Source organism: Oxynema mangrovii CENA135 (assembly GCF_016632315.1).
Taxonomy (GTDB): domain Bacteria; phylum Cyanobacteriota; class Cyanobacteriia; order Cyanobacteriales; family Laspinemataceae; genus Oxynema; species Oxynema aestuarii.
The window spans coordinates 2324504-2348127 of the sequence record NZ_JAEOXH010000001.1 but is presented as its reverse complement, the minus strand read 5'-3'; the positions used below and the strand labels follow the sequence as shown (position 1 = coordinate 2348127).

Below are 23624 nucleotides of genomic sequence, written 5' to 3'. Positions count from 1 at the left end.
TGGTTGGCCGAGAAAAAGCCAAGCTTAGAGGAATGTACGTATTTTCTCGGAGTTTTGTGAGCTGGCTTCGTTTCTGTATTGCTTATCTTTATCATATTCAGTTGAATAAGTTACCGGAAGTGAGCCAAACGCTACTGGCATAGCGATCGCGATCGCAGTCTGAGGCGGGCGATCGTGCTAAAGAAGAACTCAAGAGTCTCCACTCCCTCAATCTCAGATCTAAACTCCAAACTTCCCTCACCTTCCCCGACGCCAAATTTTAATCGTTTCGTCGCCACTCCCACTGATCAGAAATTGACCGTCGGGAGAAAATGCCAGAGAAGACACCCAATCGGAATGACCGAAAAGGGTGTAAATTTCCTTACCCGTACTGACATCCCACATCTTAATCGTGGCGTCGCCGCTACCACTGGCGAGGATTTGTCCGTCGGGAGAAAAGGCGAGGGCTTCGACTTCTTCCGAGTGACCGACGAGGGTATAAAGACGGGTTCCGGTTTCGAGATCCCATAAGGCGATCGTGGTGTCGTCGCTACCACTGGCGAGGATTTGACCGTCGGGACTGAACAGAACCGATTCGATTTCGTCCGTATGACCTTCGAGGGTGTACAGTTCGAGTTGGGCGTGTAAATCCCAAATTTTAACAGTACGATCGCCACTCCCACTGGCGAGAAGTTTACCGTTGGGACTGAAAGCGAGAGAGAGAATCCAGTTAGCGTGACCTTGAAAAGATTGCAAGTGGGTTCCGGTTTCCAGGTTCCAGATTTCGATCGCGTTATCGGCGTTGACCGTGGCGACGGTGTGACTGTTGGGGGCGATCGCGATCGCCATGACCGGATTGGATTCGTTGTCAATGGCTTCGAGAATTTGGGCGCGATCGGCGATCGAAAAATGAGGAGCAATTTCGCCTAACTGTCGAGGGAAAACGTGCAGGATCTGGCCGCTTTTCCAGTCCCAAATTTGGATCGTACTGTCAAAACTTTCGCCAATTAAGCGATCGCCGTCGGGGCTGAAACTGACAAACAAAATGGCATCCCCTTGACCGGAAAGGGTTTGTAATAGACTGGCACTGTCTAACTCCCAAATTTTAATCGTATTGTCCAAGCTTCCACTGGCAATTTGCCGTCCGTCCGGGCTGAGTGCAAGGCATAAAACTTGACCGCCGAGATCGTCTAAGGTTCGCACGCACTGCCAAATGAGCGATTCTAAATAACAGTGTAGACCGCCTGAATAGAGGAGATCTTCGAGTTCGATTTCGACTTCGTTTTTGAAAACGACATCGAGCAGATAAGTGGGTAAAAATCCTGCTAAAATAAGGGGATATTCGGATTCGCTGTCGGCGGCGATCGCCTCGGCCAGCCACATACAGATAATCACGGCATTTTTATTGATTTCTTCCGCACTAAACCACCATTTCAGATCGGCGATCGCCCCTCGAATGACTTTAACTTGAATGCCAATACTTCTGTCGGATTTTAAGCGAAAAGCCACTTGACTGACCCTGCCAAACTTTTCATCGAGGGGAATCGGGACTAAGAGATCGTCTAGATATTTGGCGACGGCCTTTTTGCCGAGTTGAAACAGAAAGCGATCGCGGAAATGTTCGCGAATCGGTTTACTGTAGTCGTCGCGCAGTTTTTCTACCTGATTCCAGCAAAATTCTCGGATTTGTTCGATTTCGTATTCTGTTAATAGAGTTATTTCGCTAAAATAACCCACTAAAACTGGATTTTTCAGCCGATGTAAAACGGCTGACTTTTCATGAAGTCGTCGAATAAAGTCTTGTTGTAGCGATTTAAGGGGCGTCATCCAATCCATCGATCGCGCTGGTTATAAAAAAAATGAGAATCTAGTTTTTATTGTTGCCAACTTTAATATTTTTTGAAAATAGTATTTTAAATAATTAACCCAAAGAAGGAGAAAGTATTACCGAGCGCAGTCAAAGGATGTTCCTACTTCCAAGGAGTTAAGGTGGAAAAACACGACTCAATTGAGGAATTGCTATAGACTTGTTATTGTTCAAAACAAATAAAAAATATCTAAATTTAGAATAAGTTGAGAATGATTTAGATGAGTTTAAGATGAATTAACAAAAAAGAAGCTCGACCGATGACTTGAAAAGACTTTAAAAACACTCCCGATCAAATCCTCTCGCAAGATTATAGCGATTTTCCACGCTCCTCTTGCTGGGGGGAGGCGATCGGGGGCGAACCGACAGTGAAACCGAGACCCGTGCGAGAGAGAAAAGGGGAGAAAAGGGGGGTTGCCAGTCTAGACTAGAGAACGAGGAAACTAACGATCGCAACGAGTCTGGAGATGGCTCAATGGTGGAGAAAGACTATTCCCTGGACGAACTCGTGTCACAATTTGGCGATGGCTATCGCGAAGCGGAAACGGAACTGAGTCAGTGCAATGTTTTGGCGATCGGTAAAACGGGCGTCGGCAAAAGTACGCTAATTAATGCCGTTTTTAGAGAGAAATTGGCCGAAACTGGGGTCGGACGACCGATTACCCAGGGAATTCGGCAATATACCAAATCTCCCTGTCCGATCTCCGTCTACGATACTCCCGGATTGGAACTGTCCGACGAACAGATCGAACGCATGACCCTGGAAGTCTCGGAACTGATCGACTCCCGGCGCCTGCTCGATCCAAAAGAACATATCCACGTCATTTGGTATTGCATTAACTACGAAAGTCGCCGTTTCGAGCATAAAGAGGAAAACTGGCTCAAATTACTCGAACTGAAAGATATTCCCGTGATTCTCGTCGTCACTCAGACGACGACGCAAAAGCGTAGCGAGTTTATCCAAGCCTTAGAAGCGATGAACTTGCCCGTCACCCAGGTCGTCCCGGTCCTGGCAGAAGCGAAAGAGGTTCACGATGACTTTCCCGCCGTGCAACCCCACGGACTCGATCGCCTCGTGGAAATTACCTTCGACCTGCTGCCGGAGTGCGCCCGCGAAGCGTTTATTCGCGAGCAAATTGCCAGCGTCAACCTCAAAGCCAAAGGCGCGTTTAAATATCTCTCCGGTTACGTTGCCAGTTCCGCCGTCGTGGGCGCCTCGCCGATTCCTTTTTCCGATGCGCCGCTACTGATGGGGGTTCAGACGGTGATGCTCGGTCACATTACGGCGATTTTCGGGTTACCCTTCGATCGCGGCTTCATTGCGACCTTGCTGACGGCGATCGCGGGAACTACGGGGGCGACGGCGATCGGGCGATCGATTGTCGGTAATTTGGTTAAATTCCTGCCCGGGGCCGGAACCCTCGTCGGCGGGGCGATTTCCGCTTCTACTGCCGCCTCGCTCACCCTGGCGTTGGGGTTGGCCTATATCGAATTACTCAAAGTCTACATGAAAGCTCAATGGCGCGGGGAAACGCTCTCTAAAAAAGAGCTCAGCCGCATTTTTGTCTATCTTTACAAGGACTACTTGCAAAGCGGACGCAAAACACCGAGTGAAGAACCGATCTTGCCCCCACGAGAAATTGATATTCAAGATTGACCTGAGAAAAGATAAAATAAGCCAGTCCGAACCGGGTTACCTGTCGCAGGGTCTCTGTTTGCCGATTTGGCAAGGGTCGCCCGTCGGGGGCGATCGCCTCTCGACTTGCTAAATCGTCGATGTAACCCGCAATCGCGCAAAATACTGGGAAGATGGCTAAAACATACACTGTCGAGATTCAACATCAAGGAAAGACCCACACCCTTGAAATCCCTGAAGATAAAACGATCCTCAGTGCGGCTTACGACGCGGGATTGATGGAATTGCCGAGTTCTTGTAATTCGGGGGTGTGTACGACCTGTGCGGCGAAGATCGTCGGCGAGGGAAGCGTCGATCAAAGCGAGGGAATGGGTCTCGGGCCGGAATTGCAAGATGAGGGTTACGTGCTGCTTTGCGTGTCCTATCCGCGCTCCAATCTTAAGGTGGAGACGGAGAAAGAGGACGAAGTGTACGATCGCCAGTTTGGGGCGCCGTCTTAAACTGCGGTTGCAATGGGCTGAAATGGTTTCGACGATCGGCCTATGGCCTCCAAACTGCGGATTGAATCGATATTGAGTTTAGTGGAGAAAAGCTCGTGACCACTCATTTTATTAGTGCGGAAATTGATTTGACCGAATCGCCTGCCGAATTGCCCAAGGCGATCGAGAAAGAGTTGGAAAAGCGCGGCGAACCGTTGCGCTGGGCGGTTTCCCAAGTGGATAAGGAACGCGAAGTCGTCCGCGTCGAAGCGGTGGTCACTCAAGAAGATTGAGCGCGATCGCGCGAAATTGTGTTGTTCGAGGGGTTCTCAAGTACGGAGAATCCCCCTAAATCCCTCTGAAAAAGGGGGACTTGAGCCGCTTGAAATCGATCTCGACTCTCTCACCCGCCCGGGCGGGTGGGTTTGTGTTGGCTTCGATCGCCTCTCGCCACTCCCTCATGTTGCTCCGTCATGACCTCTAAGCCCTATACTGCCGTTTTGATCGTTCCTACGGGAATCGGGGCCTCGATTGGCGGTTATGCCGGAGATGCGTTGCCCGTCGCCCGGGCGATCGCCTCTGTGGTAGACCGCCTGATTACCCATCCCAACGTCCTCAATGGCGCTCAGTTATATTGGCCGTTGTCTAATGGATTTTACGTCGAAGGCTATGCCCTCGATCGCTTCGCCTCGGGATCGTGGGGTCTGCGACCGCGCGATCGCAATCGCATTACCCTGATTCTCGATCGCGCGATCGAACCGGAATTGCGCTGGCGACACCTACAAGCTGCCGACGCCGCCCGGGCCACCCTCGGCCTCGATTTGACCGATTACGTGGTCACCGATACCCCGTTACAGGTAACGTTACAAACGGCTAGTTCGGGGGCCAGTTGGGGGACGATCGCCCATCCCGATAGTTTGCTGCGGGCGGCGAACCGGGCAATTGTCGAGTGTGGGGCGGAGGCGATCGCCGTCGTGGCGCGCTTTCCCGACGACGAAGGCAGCGAAGCTTTGCAAAACTACCGCCACGGATCCGGTGTCGATCCTCTGGCAGGGGCCGAAGCGTTAATTAGTCACTTAGTCGTTAGGCAATTTCAGATCCCGTGCGCCCACGCCCCCGCGTTGCAGCCGTTACCGTTGGATCCGTCGATTTCACCGCGATCGGCGGCGGAGGAAATCGGCTATACTTTTCTCCCTTGCGTGCTGGCGGGATTGAGTCGGGCGCCCCAATTCGTCACGAGTCTGCAGGGGCGATCGCCCTCGTCGGATATTTGGGCCGAACAAGTCGATGCGGTGATTATTCCGGCGACGGCGGCGGGGAGTAGTGCCGTGTTAAGTTTGAGTCAGTCGCGATCGCAAATTATCGCCGTGAGGGATAACGAAACGCGGATGCAGGTCACCCCGGCAGATTTAGGAATCTGCGCACTGACGGTGAACTCGTATTTAGAAGCGATCGGCGCGATCGCCGCCCACCGTGCGGGGGTCAGCCCGATCTCGTTAACGCCGCAGCTTGGGGCGATCGGGGAGTGTCGGGAGAGAGAGGGAGAACTCGCGAGTCAGAAAGGGACATCTAAACTCTAAAATCTAAACTCTAAACTCTAAAATCTAAACTCTAAACTCTAAAATCCAAACTCTAAACTCTAAAATTCCCATTTATTGTGTCCGAAAAACGTCCTACTAATCCCGAGATCGAACCGCTTACCCGAGTACAAGTCCTCGTGGCGATGGCAGTAACGGCGATTCTTCTGCTCGTCTTTGCCAAGCTGTGGCTGTATTTCAGTAGTGGATTTCGCCTGCCCTGGCAATTTGGCGGACAGGCGATCGCCCAAGGGGTGGCGGTCGGCTTGGGGATTAGCGGAACCAGTGCGATCGTCTATCGACTCTGGCCCGATTATCGCCGTTGTGCCGATTTCTATTTAAAAATTGTCCTCGATCCGCTCATTTGGCCGGACTTAATCTGGTTGGGACTGCTGCCGGGTTTGAGTGAAGAATTGCTATTTCGCGGAGTTCTTTTACCCGCGATCGGGTTGAATGCGAATGGCCTGATCGTGACGAGTATTTGCTTTGGGATTTTACATTTGAGTAGTCTCCAGCAGTGGCCGTACATGGTTTGGGCGACCATTGTCGGCTTAGTGCTCGGAGGCAGTGCGTTGTTGACCGGAAATTTACTGGTGCCGATTGTCGCTCACGTTCTCACGAATTTGATTTCGAGCATTTTGTGGAAGTTCGGCCAGTTGCAAGATAGCGACAATCGGTTTTCTTAGGGGTTCAAGGGCTGTTTTTCGCCTGTTGGGCCGCGAGGGCGATCGCGCGCGGGTAGATCCGGTGTTCTTCGACTTGAATGCGCGCGTGTAAGGTTTCTGGGGTATCGTCCGGCATCACGGGGACGGCAGCTTGCATCAAAATCGGTCCGCTATCGACTTCTAAGGCGGCGATGTGAACGGTGCATCCGGTGATTTTTACTCGCGCTTGCAAGGCATCTTCGACGGCGCGGGCCCCTCGGAAACTGGGTAACAAACTCGGATGGATGTTTAAGACGCGATTGGGAAATTGGTCGATCAAGACCTCCGTTACGATTCGCATCCACCCTGCCATGATGACCCATTCGACGTCATATTCTTGCAAAGTGGCGACGATTTGGGCGTCTAACTGACGGCGTTTGTATTGGCGATGGTCGTGAAACACTGCCGGGACGTTCCAGCGTCGGGCGCGATCGCAGACTTTGGCGCCGGGGTTGTTGTAGATGACGACTTGAATTTGGGCGTTGAGTTCTCCCGAGGCAATGGCTTCGGCGATCGCTTCAAAATTACTGCCGCTTCCGGACGCTAGGATGCCCAATTTCAAGGGGCGATCGCCCCCCGTCGCCTCTTGCATGAAGTTCGACGGCAAAATCGGCGAAATAAAACTCGGGGTCGCGGTCACTACTGCACGATTGGAAGTCATCGAACGATCGGTAAATGGATTGACGTTGTTATTATCGGCGATTTATCGGCGATCGTGCTTTGCTAAACTTGACGTTCTCCCGCGTCTGAAGCTAGGGGGATTCACCCTTCTACGAGTCTGCATTAACCGTCAGGATCTCTCCACTCAACCCAGAGGGAATCTCTCTCAATGGGCGAATTCCACCCTACTGCATCCCCATTGAAGGACGCGGTCGGCAACCCAACCCCCGTGGGGACAAACGCGAGTTCGAGTCGCTCGGGTTTTTTGCACTGTTTCGTCAGAAGCCATACAAATATTCAGAACCTTCCGGACACTGAATGTCACTCGGTTCTAGGGTGGGATTCTCCCGAGGGATGACCAGGGGCCTTCCGGGAGCGGTCATTGAGGGTTGTTCGGTGACACAGGTGGTGGAATTAAAGGCATGTTCTCCCCGCTCGCTGTCGAAGTTATCGATAAACAGCAGAACCGTATAACTTTTGAGGTTGGCTTGTTTCGCCGTCCCGGTCAGCAGTACGCTGCGATCGTTATCTCCGATGTCGAGTTGATAGCGGTAGTTCTCCGTTTCCTGTGGCAGTTCCCCATCGAGATCGGCGATCGCCGTTGCAAATTTATTATTGGCGGAATAATAATCGATTTGCAGCGTATTGAGATACCAAAGGGTTTCTGTCGCTTCTATATGTGCTTGTTCGATCGCAATTAGCTGTTCGTACTCCTTGCGTTCGGCGACTCCATCTCCGAGGCGATCGAAGGCGACCGGATTTATAAATGCCGTCGGTCTGAAGTTATTGGGATAGATCCCTTGAGTCTCTAGCTGTAACTGACCTGTTTTAGTTAGGGCGAAAATGGTCAAGATCAACTCTCCTTCAAACAAGAGATCGAGTTGCATCGGCTCGGTATTGGTATTGATGCGATACTCGGCTTTGTACACACTGGAACTGTCAACTTCATAAATGTACATTTGGCCGTCCGAGGTAAATAAAAATCGTCCCAGTTGTCCACTTTCGGGTTCGCGAGCCTCCCACAAGCCATACAACTGCTCGCTAATGGCTCTCGATTGATTCGTTTGGGTAAGTTGCCAGCGATGGGAAGCTGGAGTAAGAGAAGACGGGCGAACGTCACTGTAGCTCAAGACAGCGCCAGGAAATAACGCCCCCGTCAGACTGACCAGTAAAACACTGTAAAAAAGCCGTTTCATTTTCGTTTTTATTAACCCCGGTCGATTCTTCCGCATTCTAACCTTTCAGGGAATAAGCGGTTAGAGATTTAATCCCCAAAAAAAAGAGCGTCCTCATTGAGAACGCTCCTCCTATATGGTGTTAGCTACTGTCTGATTGGCGAAATCAATTGATTACAACCCATTACAAAATAAGCGGGAAGTGATGGGTGTTCGGTGCGTGCATTGACTGAATACCGAGATCGGCGCGATTGAGTAAGTCCGCATCGGTGTAAATCACGCGACCGCTACTGTCGAGAATTGAATGGTTGAAATTCCAGCCGTTGACGTTGAACGACATCACGCCGACGCCGAGGGTCGCAAACCAAATCCCAATCGTCGGTAAGGCGGCGAGGAGGAAGTGCAGGGAGCGACTGTTGGTGAAAACTAAGCCGGGAACGGTCAAACGACCGAGGAAACCGTAGTGTCCGGCGAGCAGATTGTAGGTGCTTTCTTCTTGACCGAATTTGTAGCCGCTATTGGTGGATTCCCAATAGGTGGTTTCTCGGACGAGGGTGGAGGTCACTAAGGACCCGTGTAAGGCGCTAAATAAGGCTCCGCCGAAGATCCCGGCAACGCCGAGCATGTGGAACGGATGCATCAAAATGTTGTGATCCGCTTGGAAGGCGAGCATGAAGTGGAAGGTTCCGGAAATCCCGAGGGGCATGGCTTCGGAGAAGCTGCCTTGACCGAAGGGATAGACCAGGAAGATCGCGGTGGCGGCGGCGGCGGGTCCGGAAAAGGCGATCGCGATCCAAGGACGCATTCCGAGGCGATAGCTCAGTTCCCACAGCCGTCCGAGGTAGCACCAAACGCCGATTAGGAAGTGCAGGACGATCAGTTGATACGGTCCACCGTTATAAAGCCATTCACTAATATTGGCGGCTTCCCAAATCGGGTAAAAGTGCAGGCCGATCGCGGCGGAGGTCGGAATTACGGCGGCGGTGATTAAATTGTTGCCGCCTAAAATCGAACCGACAATGGGTTCGCGCACGCCTTCCATATCCACGGGGGGTGCGGCAATAAAGGCAACGATAAAGCAAGTGGCGGCGGCGAGTAAGGTTGGGATCATTAACACGCCAAACCAACCGATGTAAATTCGATTTTCTGTACTGGTGACCCATTCGCAGAAGCTATCCCAGCTTCGGCTAAGGTCGAGTTGGGGTCTTTGTTGAACGGTAGTGTTCATTAGCCCTTCTCCATTGTTTAAATCTTCTGACTCCAAAGCCCGGATACGCCGGATGGCTTGGTTTCCGAGGTTTTGGATGAGTGGATAAATTTCCCCTTTTTTCCGCTTGCCTCACTCCCAGGCGATCGCGGAAAGTTGTTTGAATGAGTAAAGTTTTAAGTCCTACTGTTTATTCTACAGGTGACGGTCTTCAATGAGGTCTTTCTGAGGGGGGAATATTCTGAAAATTTTATTAAATTCACCGAGACCGATCGCCAATTTGTCGGAAATTTAGGTATTTTTTTCTAAGAAATTCAAACAATGATAATTGTCTAAATTTTCTGCAACTTTTCTTAATAAAGAGCGCCGATCGCCACGCCCCCGCGATCGTCGGATTTTTTATGCTATAACACTATATAGTCATTTAAGGAAATTTTATCATGTGGTGTCGTATTCGACGAATTTTGTCCGTGTTGTTACTCGTCGGCAGCGTCTTGCTGGCGATCGTGTGGGGATTGGGTTATCTGGGGACGCCTCCGGCGGCGGCAGAAATCCGGCAAACTGAGGAAGCGCCGGGTCAGATGCTCTATCAATCCCGGCATAGTTTGCGCGATCGCGCGGGCCACTCGTGGCAAGTAGTCCTGTTCAAACGGGTGAAAAGCGGCGGCGTGGACGAAGTGACCTTACGACTGGTTGGATTTCCCGGCTTGTCGGCGATCGCCCATCCGCAACCCCTGGAAATCGAACTTCCGGGAGGTAAGGGCAAATTGGAAGCTAAAGATTTGTTTGCCGAAAAGGCTCCCGCCGAAAATGTGGGTCAGTATGGAATCGGGGAGGTTTTAGACCAATTGCCCGCCAACGGGTCGCTCTTACTCTCCGTGCCGATCGCCAGTGGTGAAATCCTCACCTTGCCCGTTCCCCCCTCCGTCGTCTTAGAATGGAAAACCATTGCGAATCATTAAGCGCGGCGATCGCCCACCCATTCCAGGAGGAAACTGTCATGTCATCGAATCAAACCACTAACTTTTGTTCGGTTTACGGTCCGGTGTCCTCGTGGCGGTACGGGCGATCGCTCGGCATCGATCCGATCGGAACCGTTTCCACCTGCTCGTTTAATTGCGTGTACTGCCAGTTAGGCGAAATCGAAGTCAAGACAGGCGATCGGGCCATTTACGTTCCCACCGAAAAAATTCTCGAAGACCTCAAAGCTTTCGCCCCCTGGGACGTTGACGTGATTACTTTAAGTGGCAGTGGCGAACCGACCCTCGCCCTCAACTTAAAAGAAATTCTCCAAGAAATTAAACAACTCACTCACCGTCCCCTTTCCGTCCTCACCAACGCCACCACCTTAAACGATCCCGACGTTTGCGAAGCCCTTACCTTCGCCGATCGCATTTCCGTCAAGCTAGACGCCGTTTCCGACGACCAACTGCGACGGGTCAGCCGACCGCATCCGCCGATTAGCTTAGACCAGTTATGGCAAGGTATCGTCCGCTTCCGCCAACAGTATCGCGGCGAAGTCGGCATTCAAACCATGCTGCTAACCCCGTGGGACGAAGCCACCCAAGCGGAATACATCCGCCGAATGCAAGAATTACAACCCGACGAAATCCAACTGAACACCCCCACGCGACCCAAACCCCTCAAGCACGAATTTGAAGGACGCGGCGACCATTCTAATGCGAGCGATCGCCCCTATCCCGTGCGGGTTCTCAAACAAGTGAGTCCCGAAGTCCTGCACGCCTTCGCCCGCAAAATTCAGGATCGCACCGGGATTCTCGTCCGTTGCGCCCCCACCCCCGCCGGAGTCTCGGGTTGAGTTGCCAATCGGTATTACGGGCAACTTTGGGTTGACCGCGCCCCATTCGGCATAATCGCGGAACATAGATTTGCACCGTTGAGATTGGTTCCCGTTAATTTAGCGCCCGTTAACTTGGCATTAACCAGTTGGGCGCTTATTAATTTTGCATTATTCAAGCGGGCCGAACTGAGATTGGCATCGTTGAGATTGGCTCCTTGTAATTGGGCTTTGATTAAAATTGTTTCACTTAAATTGGCGCGATTCAACTTAGCACCTTGTAGTTGAGCGTCGGTTAAATTCGCTTTCGTTAAATTGGCATTTTCCAACATCGCACCTTTTAAATTGGCCGATTGTAAATTCGTTTCTTTCAAATTGGCTTGAGTCAGATTGGCATTTTCTAAATTCGCCCCTTGCAAATCCCTGCCACTTAAATTGGCTTCGCTGAAATCGCACCCGGGGCAATCTTGAGGGTCGAGTTGACTGGAGGCGATCGGGATTTTGAGGTCGGAGGCGATACATCCTTGGCAAAAGAACAAGTTTAAAATGAGGAAAAGGGTTAAAATTGCAGAGAGTTTCATGACTCTTTTTGTTACATTGTAGAATTGATTCGATTTTAAATTGAGAAGAAATTACTCGCGGGCATCCTGCCCGCATCACTAGAAGATTCTAAGTCTAATTTGTAGAGGAGTCCGTTGCTCGCCCTCGGGATGTTCTAGAAAATCAATGTCCCAGCATTTTTTCGCGCAGATGCTTGATGCGATCGCGCAATTTCGCTGCTTCTTCAAACTCTAACTTTTGCGCGGCTTCCTTCATTTGAGTTTCTAATTCATTGACTAAATTGGGAATTTCTTCTAACGGTAAATCTTCGGGAAAGTCTATTTTTGCGATCGCCGCGATCCCGTCTTTATGCAAACGACGAGATACATCTAAAAAAGCCAAAATTGAATTAATTCCCGTCTTAACAATCGGTTGCGGCGTGATGCCGTGGTTTTGGTTATACTCTTGCTGGATTTGACGGCGGCGTTCGGTTTCCGCGATCGCCTTTTGCATACTTTCCGTTAAATTATCCGCATACATAATCGCCTGACCGCGCACGTGGCGCGCCGCCCGTCCGATGGTTTGAATGAGCGATCGCTCCGTGCGTAAAAAGCCTTCTTTATCTGCATCTAAAATCGCCACTAACGACACTTGCGGTAAATCTAAACCCTCGCGCAATAAATTGACACCGATGAGAACGTCGAACTCGCCTTGTTGCAGTCCTTGTAAAATTTCGATCCGGGCGATCGAATCAATATCGGAATGTAAATATTGCACCCGGATCCCCCGTTCTTGGAAATATTCCGTCAAATCTTCCGCCATTCGCTTCGTTAACGTCGTGACTAAAACCCGTTCGTTACGGTTGGCGCGCTCTTGAATTTCGCCGAGTAAATCGTCAACTTGTCCCTCGGTCGGACGCACGAAAATTTCCGGGTCGAGTACCCCGGTCGGACGGATAATTTGTTCGACAATTTGACCTTGCGACTGCTCGATTTCCCAGTTTCCCGGCGTCGCCGAAACGAAAATACAGCGATTGACTTTTTGCCAAAATTCTTGTGCTTTTAACGGGCGATTGTCCGCCGCACTCGGCAACCGAAAACCGTGATCGATCAAAACCTGTTTGCGCGATCGATCGCCATTATACATTCCCCGGATTTGCGGCACGGTAACGTGAGATTCATCCACGATCAGCAGCCAATCTTCCGGGAAATAGTCGATCAAACATTCCGGCGGTTCCCCCGCTTGGCGTCCGGCGAGGTGGCGCGAATAGTTTTCGACGCCGTTGCAATACCCGACTTCGCGCAACATTTCCAAATCGTAGCGGGTGCGTTGTTCCAGACGTTGCGCTTCGAGGAGTTTTCCCGCTTTTTCCTGTTCGGCGAGTTGCTGTTCGAGTTCGCCCGCGATCGCCTCACAAGCCTCTTCTAATCGATCTTCTGGGGTCACAAAGTGACGGGCGGGGTAGATATTTAAAGCGCGGACACTTTGCAAAATTTCCCCGCTCACCGGGTCGAGATAGCGAATCGCATCGATTTCGTCGCCGAAAAATTCGACCCGGATAATACGGTCTTCATACGCCGGACCGATTTCGAGAACGTCGCCGCGAACTCGGAAGCGTCCCCGTCCGAGTTCGATATCGTTGCGGGTATATTGAATCGTCGCTAAATCGCGTAAGAGTTGGCGTTGGTTGACCTCTTCGCCGAGTTTGAGCGGAATCGCAGCTTTTAGGTATTCGGAAGGAATTCCTAAACCGTAGATGCAGCTAATTGAAGCAACGACGATAACATCTTGGCGCTCGAATAGCGATCGCGTCGCGGAATGTCGCAACATATCGATTTCGTCGTTAATCGAGGCACTTTTTTCGATGTAGGTATCGGTAACGGCGATATAAGCTTCCGGTTGATAGTAATCGTAATAACTGATGAAATATTCGACGGCATTTTCCGGGAAAAATTGCCGCAATTCGTTGCACAATTGCGCGGCGAGGGTTTTGTTGTGGGCGAGCACTAGGGTAGGTTTGCCGATTTTTTCGATGGTGGCGGCGATCGTAAATGTTTTGCCCGTTCCCGTCGCGCCGAGTAAGGTTTGAAAGGGTTGTCCTCGTTGCAGTCCTTTGGTGAGTTGGGCGATCGCCTGGGGTTGATCTCCAGTGGGTTTGAAGGGGGATTGAAGCTTAAATTCTGCCATGGGGAATTTTAGAGTTTAGAGTTTAGATTTTAGGGTTTAGAGTGTAGATTTTAACTTGAGACAATGGGGTTGATTTTCTCAGGTTTTGACCGACCAGGCAGCATGGGCGATCGAGCCTTGCGGTGCGGGCATCCTGACCGTACCCCGGAGTCATCATGACTTTTTGAGAAATATGCCTGTAGGTAGATGAACTCCGAGCAAATTTTATCTAAGTTGGAATAGAGAAGCAAGTTAAAGATTAGCTTTTTTAAATCTCAGTTTTTGACGCATCGAGGAGAGATGTATGAGTATTGAGAAACGAGTAGAAGCCACTGCGAAAAACCTCGAAGGGAAAGCTCTAGAGGCTCTCGGCGAGTTGACGGGCGACCCCCAAGCGAAAGCGGAAGGGGAAGCGAAGCAAGTCGAAGCCCAGAAAGAGCATACCGTAGAAAATATGAAAGAAGAATTGGCTGAGAAACAACAGCAACTGAATTCGACGGGCGATCGCCGTTAATTCACTTGGGGATGGATTTCCCATTGTAACTCAGGTTCAAAATTGTTCATTTTGGCTCAACTGCTCGATCGCAGGTACCCTATTTTAGGATACGGGCGATCGAGCAGTTGTTTGTATAGCAATTTTACTTTGTGAATTTTAGAGTAACCAATATATTCTTAAAAACCCTTCCAACCTCCAAAAGATAGATTAATTATTTTGATGGAATATATCGCCAGATGGAGACATCTCAGTTCTTTAATTTCTATGATAGTAACAGTTGAAACAAAGCAATTTAGTAAAAGGAGCTTTGCAATATGAGTAACGAGAATAAGCTTGAAGCTACGGCAAAAAACTTAGAAGGAAAAGCTCAAGAAGCGATGGGCGAAGTGACGGGCGACCCCCAAGATAAAGCGGAAGGAAAAGCCAAACAAATCGAAGCCCAAGCGGAACACGCTAAAGAGAACGTGAAAGAAAAGGTTAAGCAAAAAATCGATAATGCTTAAAGCCTAAAAAGCCTAAATTGAGCTTTTTAAAGGAGGAAGGAATATCGATATTCCTTCCTCCTTATTGTTGGCTTATTGTTGGCTTATTGTTCCGTTCTCGTCGATGGAAATGGCGAGAGGGGAAGCGCCAAGGGATTTAAAAATCCCTATCGCCAAACTCTATACAGAGGGAGGTGCGATCGCCCCAAACCCGCCACCTCCTGGGGTTTCAATGATAAAAACATCGCCGGGATTCATTTGGGCGACATCGGTAGATCCTAAAACTTCTACCGTACCGTCCGCCCGTTCGACGCTATTTTTACCGAGGGCGCCGTCGCCGCCGCCTTGTAAGCCAAACGGCGCGATCGTGCGATGACTCGACAAAATCGCCGCCGTCATGGGTTCGAGGAAGCGCAAGCGCCGGATCGCGCCATTTCCGCCCCGATATTGTCCATTTCCACCACTATCCGGGCGGATGGCAAACCGTTCGAGTAACACCGGGAACCGCCATTCCAACACCTCCGGGTCTGTGAGGCGCGAATTGGTCATGTGAGTGTGAACGGCATCGGTTCCGTGGTAACCGGGTCCGGCGCCGGAACCGCCGCAAATCGTTTCGTAATATTGATAGCGATCGCTGCCAAAGGTGAAATTATTCATTGTTCCCTGAGATCCGGCCATGACGCCGAGGGCGCCGTATAAGGCATCGACGATCGCCTGGGAAGTCTCTACATTCCCCGCCACGACTGCCGCCGGATAGCGCGGATTGAGCAAACATCCCTCGGGAATTATCACTTGTAGCGGTTTCAAACATCCCGCATTCAAGGGAATATTATCGTCTACCAACGTGCGAAATACGTAAAGCACCGCCGCCTTACACACCGCTTCCGGGGCGTTAAAATTGCTGTCGAGTTGGTTGGAGGTACCGCTAAAGTCGATGGTGGCGCTGCGGCGATCGCGATCGATCGTAATTTTTACTTGAATTTGGCCGCCGCCGTCCATCTGATAGCAAAACTCGCCATCTTTTAACACTTGAATGACGCGCCTGACCGATTCTTCGGCATTATTTTGTACGTGTTTCATATAAGCACGCACAGTTTCTAAACCAAATTGGTCGATCGTTTTTCTCAATTCTTGCACTCCCCGTTCGTTCGCCGCAATTTGAGCTTGCAAATCGGCGATATTTTGGGCGCAGTTGCGGGCGGGATAGGCGCCGGAATTGAGTTTTTGTAATAACTCGGGTTCTTGAAACTTTCCAGCTTTGACCAGTTGGAAATTATCGAATAAAATTCCTTCTTCTTCTACGGTCTTGCTGCTGGGTGGCATCGAACCGGGGGTAATGCCGCCGATGTCGGCGTGGTGGCCGCGAGAGGCGACATAAAATAAGATTTCGTGGCCTTCAAAGACGGGGGTAATCGTGGTAATATCCGGTAAGTGCGTCCCGCCGTTGTAGGGGTTGTTGGAGATATAAACTGCTCCAAGTTTTAAGCGATCGCTGCCAGCTTCAATTAAGGCGCGCACGCTTTCGCTCATCGAGCCTAAATGAACGGGAATATGAGGGGCGTTGGCGACGAGTTCGCCCTCGGCATCGAATAAGGCGCAGGAGAAATCGAGCCGTTCTTTGATATTAACTGAAGATGAGGTATTTTGGAGGGTGATTCCCATTTGTTCGGCGATCGCCCGGAAAAGATTGTTGAAGATTTCCAAGCGTACCGGATCGGGTTGAGCATGGTTTATTTCTGTGGATTGCGCGATCGCGGGGTCGTCTACTTTGAGACGATTGAGAATTAAATGATTGCGATCGCTCGTGTACGCTTCCCAACCGCGATCGATAATATTGGTACCCGTTTCTTCGATAACGATCGCCGGACCGAAGAGGCGATCGCCCGGTTGCAAGTCGGCGCGATCGAACACGGGGGTGTTGCAGTAGCGATCGCCCACGTACATTCTCACTCTGGCTTTGGGTTCGGGAACTTGGGAACTGCGGCGATCGATCGCCTTTTCTTCGGGAATCGCCATGCGATCGATCGCTTCGACGGCGATCGCCTCGACGACTAAGGGTTTATCGCTTTGCACGAAGCCGTAACGCTGCTGGTGGGCGGTTTCAAACTCACCTTTCATCACTGCCGGATCGTCGGCAAAATCGACGGTTAAGGTCGAATCGGTGCCGCGATATTTTAACCGGACTTTGCACTGCACGGCGATCGCGCGATCGCCGGAATCGATCTCGCTTTTGGCCTTTTCTTCTAACTTCCGGACGACATCGTATAATTGAACCATACCCTCTGCCGTTAACGGCGCTTCGATCGCCTGTTGGGCGATCGCGCGCACGTCCGCCAATCCCATCCCGTAAGCGGAAAGCACCCCCGCAAAGGGATGGATGAAAATGCGAGCGACCCCCAAGGTTTCGGCAATTTTGCAGGCATGTTGGCCGCCCGCCCCGCCGAAACAGCACAACGTATAATTCGAGAGGTCGTAGCCGCGCTGGAGGGAAATCTTTTTAATCGCGTTGGCCATATTTTCGACCGCGATCGCCAAAAACCCCTCGGCGACTTGTTCCGGGGTGCGATCGTCCCCGGTTTGCTCGTGAATTTCCCGGGCCATGTCGGCAAACTTGCGCCGAACCACCTCCAGATCGAGAGGTAAATTGCCGTCGGGACCGAACACGTGAGGGAAAAAGTCGGGCTGAATTTTACCTAACATTACGTTGGCGTCGGTGACCGTCAACGGGCCGCCGTTGCGGTAACACGCCGGACCGGGATTCGCCCCCGCCGACTCGGGACCGACTCGGTAACGGGATCCGTCGAAGATCAAGATCGAACCGCCCCCCGCCGCGACGGTGTGAATCGACATCATCGGCGTTCGCAGGCGCACTCCGGCGATTTCGGTTTCAAATTCCCGTTCGTACTCGCCGTTGTAATGGGCGACGTCGGTGGAGGTTCCGCCCATATCGAAGGTGACGATCTGCTCGAATCCGGCCATTTTGCTCGTTTGCACCGCGCCGACGATGCCCCCGGCGGGGCCGGAAAGGATGCTGTCTTTGCCTTGAAATTGGCGGGCGTCGGTCAACCCGCCGTTGGATTGCATGAACATCAGGCGGTTTTCGATGCGCCCGCCGGGGTCTAGCTGGGTGGCGACGCGATCGATGTAACGCCGCAAAATGGGGGAAAGATAGGCATCGACGACGGTGGTATCGCCGCGACTGACGAGCTTCATGAGCGGGCTAACTTCGTGAGATACGGAGATCTGGGTAAAGCCGATCTCGCGGGCGATCGCCGCGATTTGGCGTTCGTGTTGGGGGTAGCGGTAGCCGTGCATCAGGGCGATCGCGCAGGCCCGAATCCCGCTTTCGTAGGCGTCTTGCAAGGCGGCGACTAAGGGCGCTTCGTTGACGGGTTGGAGTTCCTCGCCTCCGGCGCTGTAGCGTTCTTCGACTTCGACGACCCGTTCGTAAAGCATTTCCGGTAAGACGATCTCGCGGGCGAAGATGTCCGGGCGGTTTTGATAGCCGATTCGCAAGACGTCGCGAAAGCCTCGGGTGACGACAAAGACGGTGCGATCGCCTTTGCGTTCGAGCAGGGCGTTTGTAGCGACGGTGGTTCCCATTTTAATCGCGGCGATCGCCTCGGTGGGAATCGCTTCGCCGTCGGCAATTCCGAGCAGTTGGCGGATTCCGGCGACCGGGGCGTCGCTGTAGCGGTCCGGATTTTCGGAAAGCAGCTTGCAGACGACGGTTTCTCCGTCCGGGCGCCGGGCGACGATATCGGTGAAGGTTCCGCCGCGATCGATCCAAAATTCCCAGCGATTTTCCTGGGGCAATGTAGAAGTCATAGCTGTTGCGATTGTGTCGATAATTGTTTCATTTTAAGCGCAGTTGGCGACACCGATGCAAGGGAAATGTTTATCGGAACCAACGGACAAATTCGATTGAAAAGGAGAGCGGGCGATCGCCGCGCTTCTTGTGGGTGGATTGCCCGGGAGCAAGCGCGATCGAAGTTTTACAAAATGTTGAGAATTGTAAGGGTTAAAAATTGCCCTTTAATCCCTCCTCAACCTTCGGCGATCGCCCGCTCAAAAGGGGGAATAGCTCGGATTAAAACCGCTTCCATCGATTCGACAAGACCTTCGAGGGTGGCCTATAATATTGCGTAGAGGCGAAGGCTTCAATCGCTACAACATTCCGATTTTAAAAAATTCTTAACCGTGAAAGATTAGGAGATTGAAAAATGTTTGACAATTTATCGAGAGATCCGCCGATCGCCGACGATCCACAGGCACAACCGGAAGAAATTCCCGATTTTTGGAAAGAACCCGATTCAAAGATAGACCCTCAAGAATCCGCATCCGAGGGGTTGAAAGCCCAGCCAGATTTTTCAAAAGTTTTGCCCGTGGCGCCGGAATGGATTCAACTGGCCCCCGTCGGGCTGCGATCGTGGGAATTTTTAATCGCCGAACTACTCAAAATTGGCAGAGGGATCGACCCTCGCGTGCAAGCCCAAATCGGCGAAGCATTGGGTTGGTTGTATTGGTTGAAAACGGTGGAAGAAGGCGAACCGACCGTGACGGGTTAGCTGCGGTGTACTCTTGAGGGGCGATCGCCAACGGGAGCAACCGTCAAAAGGGGAGAAATCAAGACTATGCAATTTAAAGATCGAACCCAAGCGGGTCAGTTGCTGGCGCAACGACTGCGCCCCTATGCTCGCCGACCCGATGCGGTGGTTTTAGCTCTACCGCGCGGAGGCGTTCCCGTCGCCTACGAAGTCGCACGCGCCCTGGAATTGCCCTTAGATCTCTGTTTAGTGCGTAAATTGGGGGTGCCGGGTCACTGCGAACTGGCGATGGGGGCGATCGCCCCGGGAGGAGTGAAGACCGTAGACTGGGATCTGGTTCGTTCCCTCAATATCTCTGACGAAGCGATCGCCCGAGTAGAAGCACGGGAACAACGGGAATTAGAACGGCGCGAACGGCTCTATCGCGGCGATCGCCCCGGATTGAACTTGGGCGATCGCACCGTTATTTTAATCGACGACGGCATCGCCACGGGTTCGACCCTACGGGCGGCGATCGGAGCCATCCGCGAACAGCAACCCCGGGCGATCGTCGTGGCGGTTCCCGTCGCCCCCCCGCAAACCTGCACCGACTTGCAGCAAGACGTCGATCGCGTCCTTTGTTTGCTTTGTCCCCAACACCTTTATTCGATTAGCGCCTGGTACGAAGATTTTTCGCAAACCAGCGATGAAGAAGTCTGTCAGTTATTAGCACGAGCCAATAAGTTAGGGATCCAAACCTAAAAACCTTGTAGTGCAGCCATCGTACCTGCACCGATCCCCAGCTCGATCCCCAATCTAACATCTAACCTCTAACATCCCCAATGTCCCACCCCCTCGATTGGCCCGATCGCGAATTTGAAGTCGCCCTGAACCTGGGAACGGTCGAACTCACCGGAACCCTCGGATTGCCGCCCCAGGTTCGAGGGGTGGTGTTGTTCGCGCACGGGAGTGGGAGCAGTCGCCACAGCCCGCGCAATCGCTACGTCGCCCGGATGCTGCAATCGGCGGGGTTCGCCACCTTACTGATCGACCTGCTCACCGCCGAAGAAGAGGCGATCGACGATCGCACCCGGCATCAATTGCGCTTTGACATTCCGCGCTTGGCGCGGCGTTTGGTCGGGGCGACGGATTGGTTGATACAATGTCCGGCCACCCGGTCGCTGGCGATCGGGTATTTCGGGGCCAGTACCGGATCCGCAGCCGCCTTAGTCGCCGCCGTGGAAAGGGGCGATCGCGTCAGTGCAATTGTTTCCCGTGGCGGGCGTCCCGATTTGGCTCTGGGGGTATTACCGCAAGTGCGATCGCCCACCTTGTTGATTGTCGGCGGTCGCGACTTTCCCGTTCTCGGCACGAACGAAGATGCTTTAAGCCAATTGAGCGCGCCGAAACAGCTCGCGATCGTCCCCGGGGCAACTCACTTATTTGAAGAACCCGGAGCCTTAGCCGAAGTGGCTCGATTGGCCTGTCAGTGGTTTGGCAACTATCTCGCCCCCGCCCGTTCCCCGGTCGGCGGCAAAGGAGCGATCGAACATGGCTGAAGATCCCAACTCGAATCAATCTCCAAAACTGTCGGATATCCGGCGTTTCGGACGCAGCATCATCTTTTTGCTGGTGTGGTTGCTGCTGCTGAACTTTCTCTTTTTCCAGTCGCCCCAAACGACGCGGGTGCCTTATAGCGAGTTTCTCTCACAAGTGGAAGCGGGACGAGTACAAAAGGCGACCGTCGGCGGCGATCGCATTGAATATATGTTGAGAGAAGACAGCCAGGGCGATCGCCCGCCGAAAACTTACGAAACCTTTCCCGTCGCCAGCGATGGAAACTTAGTGCGATTAATGCGCGAACACGGCGTCGAATTTTCCGCGCCCCGCTCTCACGAAGGCGGCACGATCGCCATTATTTTGAGTTGGGCCTTACCCCTGCTGTTGCTGTTTGCCTTTTGGGGATGGGCGATGAGCCGATCGCGCGGCGGTGGCGGTCCGGCGGCGCTCACGATCGGTAAAAGCAAAGCCCGGATTTACTCCGAAGGGACTACCGGAGTCTGTTTTGACGACGTGGCGGGGGTAGACGAAGCCAAAGTCGAACTCGAAGAAATCGTCGATTTTCTCAAACATGCGGCCAAATACACCCGTTTGGGGGCGAAAATTCCGAAAGGGGTGTTGCTCGTCGGCCCGCCGGGAACCGGGAAAACCCTGCTCGCCCGGGCGATCGCCGGGGAAGCGGGAGTGCCGTTTTTCAGCATTTCCGGCTCGGAATTTATCGAGCTGTTCGTCGGGATCGGCGCCTCGCGGGTGCGCGACCTGTTCGAGCAAGCCAAAGCCCAAGCGCCCTGTTTGGTGTTTATCGACGAGTTGGACGCTTTGGGCAAATCGCGCATGGGCGCCGGGCCGATGTTAGGGACAAATGACGAACGGGAACAAACCCTCAACCAACTGCTCGCCGAACTCGACGGATTCGAGCCGAATACCGGGGTGATCCTGCTCGCCGCCACCAACCGCCCGGAAGTCCTCGATCCGGCGCTGTTGCGTCCCGGACGCTTCGATCGCCAGGTGGTGGTAGACCGCCCAGATAAGAGCGGACGCGAGGCGATTCTCAAGGTTCACGCGAAACTGGTGAAACTCGACGACGATGTAGACCTCGATAAGATCGCGGCGCGAACCCCCGGATTTGCAGGGGCGGATTTGGCGAATTTGGTCAACGAGGCGGCGTTGTTAGCGGCGCGCAAGAATAGCGTGGCGGTGATGATGGCGGATTTTAACGAGGCGATCGAGCGGATTATTACGGGATTGGAGAAAAAATCGCGAATTCTCAACGAATTGGAGAAGAAAACCGTCGCCTATCACGAAGTGGGACACGCGATCGTTGCCGCCTTGATGCCCGGTTGCGGGACAGTCGAGAAAATTTCCGTGGTTCCCCGGGGGGTGGGGGCGTTGGGATATACATTGCAGTTGCCGGAAGAAGACCGCTTTTTGATGGTTGAAGATGAAATTCGCGGTCGGATCGTGACCTTACTCGGCGGGCGATCGGCGGAAGAGTTAATTTTCGGAAAAGTTTCGACCGGGGCGAGTGACGACATTCAGAAAGCGACGGATTTAGCGGAACGGTTTGTGACCCTTTATGGGATGAGCGATCGCCTCGGCCCGATCGCCTTTGAAAAGCGACAGCAACAGTTTCTCGAAGGGTTAGCCAATCCCCGCCGCGCCGTCAGTGCCAAGGTTTCGGAGGAGATCGATCGCGAGGTACGGGCGATCGTCGAAGGCGCCCATCACATGGCCTCGGCAATTTTAGAATTGAATCGGTCGGTGTTAGAAGAAACGGCGACGTTGTTGTTAGAAAAGGAGATTTTAGAAGGCGAGACCCTGCGATCGCATCTCGCGAAAATTAGCCGTCCGACGGAGTTGGAAACCTGGTTGAATACGGGCCAAGAGATCCCCAGTCGCAACGATGATGGAGCAACCGTTAGGGGCGATCGATCCGTTGACATCTTTTTAGCGTAAAATATACAAAATAGCAGGGTGGGCATTGCCCACCCTACCTTTGCTAGTATTAAACCTAGCAATCAGATTATTCCTCTAAACTATGCTCAAAGAAGTTGATATAGATATTTGGGTTGCAGAACAACCCTTCCGATATTTGGGACTCAGCGTCGGAAACAGGATGACGGTTATTCGATTGGCTAATCAAGAATTAGCCGTGATTTCTCCAATTCAATCTAGCGACAGACTTGTCAGCCAGCTAGGTGAACTGGGAGTTGTTAAGTATATTATTGCCCCTAACCTTTATCATTATTTATTTGCAGCTAATTTCAAATCTATTTATCCCCAGGCAACCTTTTTGGCTGCACCGGGTTTAACCATCAAAAAACCAGATTTACCGATTGACCAGACCATCAGGGGCGATCGAGGTGAGTTATTACCTGGATTAGACTTGGTCTTATTCGATGGCCTAAGAGTTTTGGGCTTAACGGGAATTAATTCACTTAATGAATGTGTGTTTTTTCATTCTGCAAGTCGCACTCTGATTTTGACAGATACAGCATTTCACTTTGATGAAACCTTTCCCACTCTGACACAATTTTCAGCTAGAGTGCTGGGAGGATATAAACAATTAAGTCTATCAATCTTGGAACGGCTTGCCACTACTGAAAAAGAGCGAGTTAGACAATCGTTTGAACAAGTTATGTTATGGGATTTCGAGCGAGTTATTATGGCTCATGGAACTATAATTGAGCGAGATGGTAAAGAAAAATTCAAGAAAGGGTATGAATCTTTTTTACGTTGAAGCTAGTGTTTATCTTAGCTTATATAGCAATA

Annotated in this window: 21 protein-coding genes; 14 read left to right on the top strand and 7 right to left on the bottom strand. The window is 52.0% G+C overall.

What is annotated here, in order from left to right:
- Positions 1–237: 237 nt before the first annotated feature.
- Positions 238–1806 carry a WD40 repeat domain-containing protein gene (locus JJD41_RS09270; RefSeq protein WP_200665664.1) on the bottom strand — a complete coding sequence of 523 codons (1569 nt, stop codon included), beginning with the start codon at positions 1804–1806 and terminating at the stop codon, positions 238–240.
- A 515-nt stretch (positions 1807–2321) separates the two neighbouring features.
- Here JJD41_RS09270 and JJD41_RS09265 point away from each other — a divergent pair.
- The 5 genes from JJD41_RS09265 to JJD41_RS09245 all read left to right on the top strand — a co-directional run bounded on the left by JJD41_RS09265 (position 2322) and on the right by JJD41_RS09245 (position 6224).
- On the top strand, positions 2322–3503 hold the full coding sequence (locus JJD41_RS09265) for a YcjF family protein (RefSeq protein WP_234488564.1): 1182 nt from the start codon (positions 2322–2324) through the stop codon (positions 3501–3503).
- Between the two features lie 152 nt (positions 3504–3655).
- A complete protein-coding gene (locus JJD41_RS09260) occupies positions 3656–3982 on the top strand; it encodes a 2Fe-2S iron-sulfur cluster-binding protein (RefSeq protein ID WP_200665663.1) in 327 nt (108 codons plus the stop codon).
- Between the two features lie 95 nt (positions 3983–4077).
- Positions 4078–4254: a hypothetical protein gene (locus tag JJD41_RS09255; protein WP_200665662.1), complete on the top strand. Its 177-nt coding sequence runs from the start codon at positions 4078–4080 to the stop codon at positions 4252–4254.
- 180 nt (positions 4255–4434) lie between these two features.
- Complete coding sequence (locus tag JJD41_RS09250) at positions 4435–5541, top strand: DUF3326 domain-containing protein (RefSeq protein ID WP_200665661.1); 1107 nt, start codon at positions 4435–4437, stop codon at positions 5539–5541.
- A gap of 77 nt (positions 5542–5618) precedes the next feature.
- Positions 5619–6224: a CPBP family intramembrane glutamic endopeptidase gene (locus JJD41_RS09245; protein ID WP_200665660.1), complete on the top strand. Its 606-nt coding sequence runs from the start codon at positions 5619–5621 to the stop codon at positions 6222–6224.
- Positions 6225–6228: 4 nt separating this feature from the next.
- Here the strand turns inward: JJD41_RS09245 and purN are convergent, their stop codons facing one another.
- The 3 genes from purN to JJD41_RS09230 all read right to left on the bottom strand — a co-directional run bounded on the left by purN (position 6229) and on the right by JJD41_RS09230 (position 9305).
- Entirely contained in the window at positions 6229–6903 is a 675-nt protein-coding gene (purN, locus tag JJD41_RS09240) for a phosphoribosylglycinamide formyltransferase (protein WP_168569602.1), read from the bottom strand.
- Between the two features lie 277 nt (positions 6904–7180).
- Entirely contained in the window at positions 7181–8098 is a 918-nt protein-coding gene (locus JJD41_RS09235) for a type IV pilin-like G/H family protein (protein WP_200665659.1), read from the bottom strand.
- Between the two features lie 163 nt (positions 8099–8261).
- Positions 8262–9305: a photosynthetic reaction center family protein gene (locus tag JJD41_RS09230; protein ID WP_200665658.1), complete on the bottom strand. Its 1044-nt coding sequence runs from the start codon at positions 9303–9305 to the stop codon at positions 8262–8264.
- Positions 9306–9724: 419 nt separating this feature from the next.
- Here JJD41_RS09230 and JJD41_RS09225 point away from each other — a divergent pair, with 419 nt between their 5' ends.
- Positions 9725–10246 (top strand): DUF3122 domain-containing protein, encoded by a 522-nt coding sequence (locus JJD41_RS09225; RefSeq protein ID WP_200665657.1) that lies wholly within the window; start codon positions 9725–9727, stop codon positions 10244–10246.
- Between the two features lie 38 nt (positions 10247–10284).
- Positions 10285–11103, top strand: a complete 819-nt coding sequence (locus JJD41_RS09220; protein WP_168569597.1) for a radical SAM protein — start codon at positions 10285–10287, stop codon at positions 11101–11103.
- Positions 11104–11117: 14 nt separating this feature from the next.
- On the opposite strand, the gene JJD41_RS09215 is transcribed toward JJD41_RS09220, so the two are convergent.
- On the bottom strand, positions 11118–11663 hold the full coding sequence (locus JJD41_RS09215) for a pentapeptide repeat-containing protein (RefSeq protein WP_200665656.1): 546 nt from the start codon (positions 11661–11663) through the stop codon (positions 11118–11120).
- Positions 11664–11805: 142 nt separating this feature from the next.
- Positions 11806–13809, bottom strand: a complete 2004-nt coding sequence (gene uvrB / locus JJD41_RS09210) for an excinuclease ABC subunit UvrB (RefSeq protein WP_200665655.1) — start codon at positions 13807–13809, stop codon at positions 11806–11808.
- A 283-nt stretch (positions 13810–14092) separates the two neighbouring features.
- On the opposite strand from uvrB, the gene JJD41_RS09205 reads away from it, so the two are divergent.
- Together JJD41_RS09205 and JJD41_RS09200 are read left to right on the top strand one after the other, a co-directional pair.
- A complete protein-coding gene (locus JJD41_RS09205; RefSeq protein ID WP_200665654.1) occupies positions 14093–14302 on the top strand; it encodes a CsbD family protein in 210 nt (69 codons plus the stop codon).
- Positions 14303–14598: 296 nt separating this feature from the next.
- Entirely contained in the window at positions 14599–14787 is a 189-nt protein-coding gene (locus JJD41_RS09200; protein ID WP_200665653.1) for a CsbD family protein, read from the top strand.
- Between the two features lie 159 nt (positions 14788–14946).
- Here JJD41_RS09200 and JJD41_RS09195 read toward each other — a convergent pair whose 3' ends face one another.
- Positions 14947–18594 carry a hydantoinase B/oxoprolinase family protein gene (locus JJD41_RS09195; protein ID WP_200665652.1) on the bottom strand — a complete coding sequence of 1216 codons (3648 nt, stop codon included), beginning with the start codon at positions 18592–18594 and terminating at the stop codon, positions 14947–14949.
- A gap of 395 nt (positions 18595–18989) precedes the next feature.
- Here JJD41_RS09195 and JJD41_RS09190 point away from each other — a divergent pair, with 395 nt between their 5' ends.
- From JJD41_RS09190 to JJD41_RS09170, 5 genes are all read left to right on the top strand, one after another.
- On the top strand, positions 18990–19334 hold the full coding sequence (locus tag JJD41_RS09190; RefSeq protein WP_200665651.1) for a hypothetical protein: 345 nt from the start codon (positions 18990–18992) through the stop codon (positions 19332–19334).
- Positions 19335–19400: 66 nt separating this feature from the next.
- Positions 19401–20054 (top strand): phosphoribosyltransferase, encoded by a 654-nt coding sequence (locus JJD41_RS09185; RefSeq protein ID WP_200665650.1) that lies wholly within the window; start codon positions 19401–19403, stop codon positions 20052–20054.
- A gap of 80 nt (positions 20055–20134) precedes the next feature.
- A complete protein-coding gene (locus JJD41_RS09180) occupies positions 20135–20851 on the top strand; it encodes a dienelactone hydrolase family protein (protein ID WP_200665649.1) in 717 nt (238 codons plus the stop codon).
- Positions 20844–22808, top strand: a complete 1965-nt coding sequence (gene ftsH / locus JJD41_RS09175; RefSeq protein WP_200665648.1) for an ATP-dependent zinc metalloprotease FtsH — start codon at positions 20844–20846, stop codon at positions 22806–22808. Before JJD41_RS09180 ends, ftsH begins: the two co-directional genes overlap by 8 nt.
- A gap of 82 nt (positions 22809–22890) precedes the next feature.
- Positions 22891–23592, top strand: a complete 702-nt coding sequence (locus JJD41_RS09170; protein WP_200665647.1) for a DUF4336 domain-containing protein — start codon at positions 22891–22893, stop codon at positions 23590–23592.
- Positions 23593–23624 lie beyond the last annotated feature (32 nt).

Excerpts from the sequence above, each read along its gene's own strand:
- JJD41_RS09205 (WP_200665654.1), top strand. The coding sequence starts at position 14,093 with ATGAGTATTGAGAAACGAGTAGAAGCCACTGCGAAAAACCTCGAAGGG.
- JJD41_RS09220 (WP_168569597.1), top strand. The coding sequence starts at position 10,285 with ATGTCATCGAATCAAACCACTAACTTTTGTTCGGTTTACGGTCCGGTG.
- purN (WP_168569602.1), bottom strand. The coding sequence starts at position 6,903 with ATGACTTCCAATCGTGCAGTAGTGACCGCGACCCCGAGTTTTATTTCG.
- JJD41_RS09190 (WP_200665651.1), top strand. The coding sequence starts at position 18,990 with ATGTTTGACAATTTATCGAGAGATCCGCCGATCGCCGACGATCCACAG.
- JJD41_RS09215 (WP_200665656.1), bottom strand. The coding sequence starts at position 11,663 with ATGAAACTCTCTGCAATTTTAACCCTTTTCCTCATTTTAAACTTGTTC.
- JJD41_RS09235 (WP_200665659.1), bottom strand. The coding sequence starts at position 8,098 with ATGAAACGGCTTTTTTACAGTGTTTTACTGGTCAGTCTGACGGGGGCG.
- JJD41_RS09185 (WP_200665650.1), top strand. The coding sequence starts at position 19,401 with ATGCAATTTAAAGATCGAACCCAAGCGGGTCAGTTGCTGGCGCAACGA.
- uvrB (WP_200665655.1), bottom strand. The coding sequence starts at position 13,809 with ATGGCAGAATTTAAGCTTCAATCCCCCTTCAAACCCACTGGAGATCAA.
- JJD41_RS09230 (WP_200665658.1), bottom strand. The coding sequence starts at position 9,305 with ATGAACACTACCGTTCAACAAAGACCCCAACTCGACCTTAGCCGAAGC.
- JJD41_RS09225 (WP_200665657.1), top strand. The coding sequence starts at position 9,725 with ATGTGGTGTCGTATTCGACGAATTTTGTCCGTGTTGTTACTCGTCGGC.
- JJD41_RS09170 (WP_200665647.1), top strand. The coding sequence starts at position 22,891 with ATGCTCAAAGAAGTTGATATAGATATTTGGGTTGCAGAACAACCCTTC.
- JJD41_RS09180 (WP_200665649.1), top strand. The coding sequence starts at position 20,135 with ATGTCCCACCCCCTCGATTGGCCCGATCGCGAATTTGAAGTCGCCCTG.
- ftsH (WP_200665648.1), top strand. The coding sequence starts at position 20,844 with ATGGCTGAAGATCCCAACTCGAATCAATCTCCAAAACTGTCGGATATC.
- JJD41_RS09195 (WP_200665652.1), bottom strand. The coding sequence starts at position 18,594 with ATGACTTCTACATTGCCCCAGGAAAATCGCTGGGAATTTTGGATCGAT.
- JJD41_RS09250 (WP_200665661.1), top strand. The coding sequence starts at position 4,435 with ATGACCTCTAAGCCCTATACTGCCGTTTTGATCGTTCCTACGGGAATC.
- JJD41_RS09260 (WP_200665663.1), top strand. The coding sequence starts at position 3,656 with ATGGCTAAAACATACACTGTCGAGATTCAACATCAAGGAAAGACCCAC.
- JJD41_RS09270 (WP_200665664.1), bottom strand. The coding sequence starts at position 1,806 with ATGACGCCCCTTAAATCGCTACAACAAGACTTTATTCGACGACTTCAT.
- JJD41_RS09265 (WP_234488564.1), top strand. The coding sequence starts at position 2,322 with ATGGTGGAGAAAGACTATTCCCTGGACGAACTCGTGTCACAATTTGGC.
- JJD41_RS09200 (WP_200665653.1), top strand. The coding sequence starts at position 14,599 with ATGAGTAACGAGAATAAGCTTGAAGCTACGGCAAAAAACTTAGAAGGA.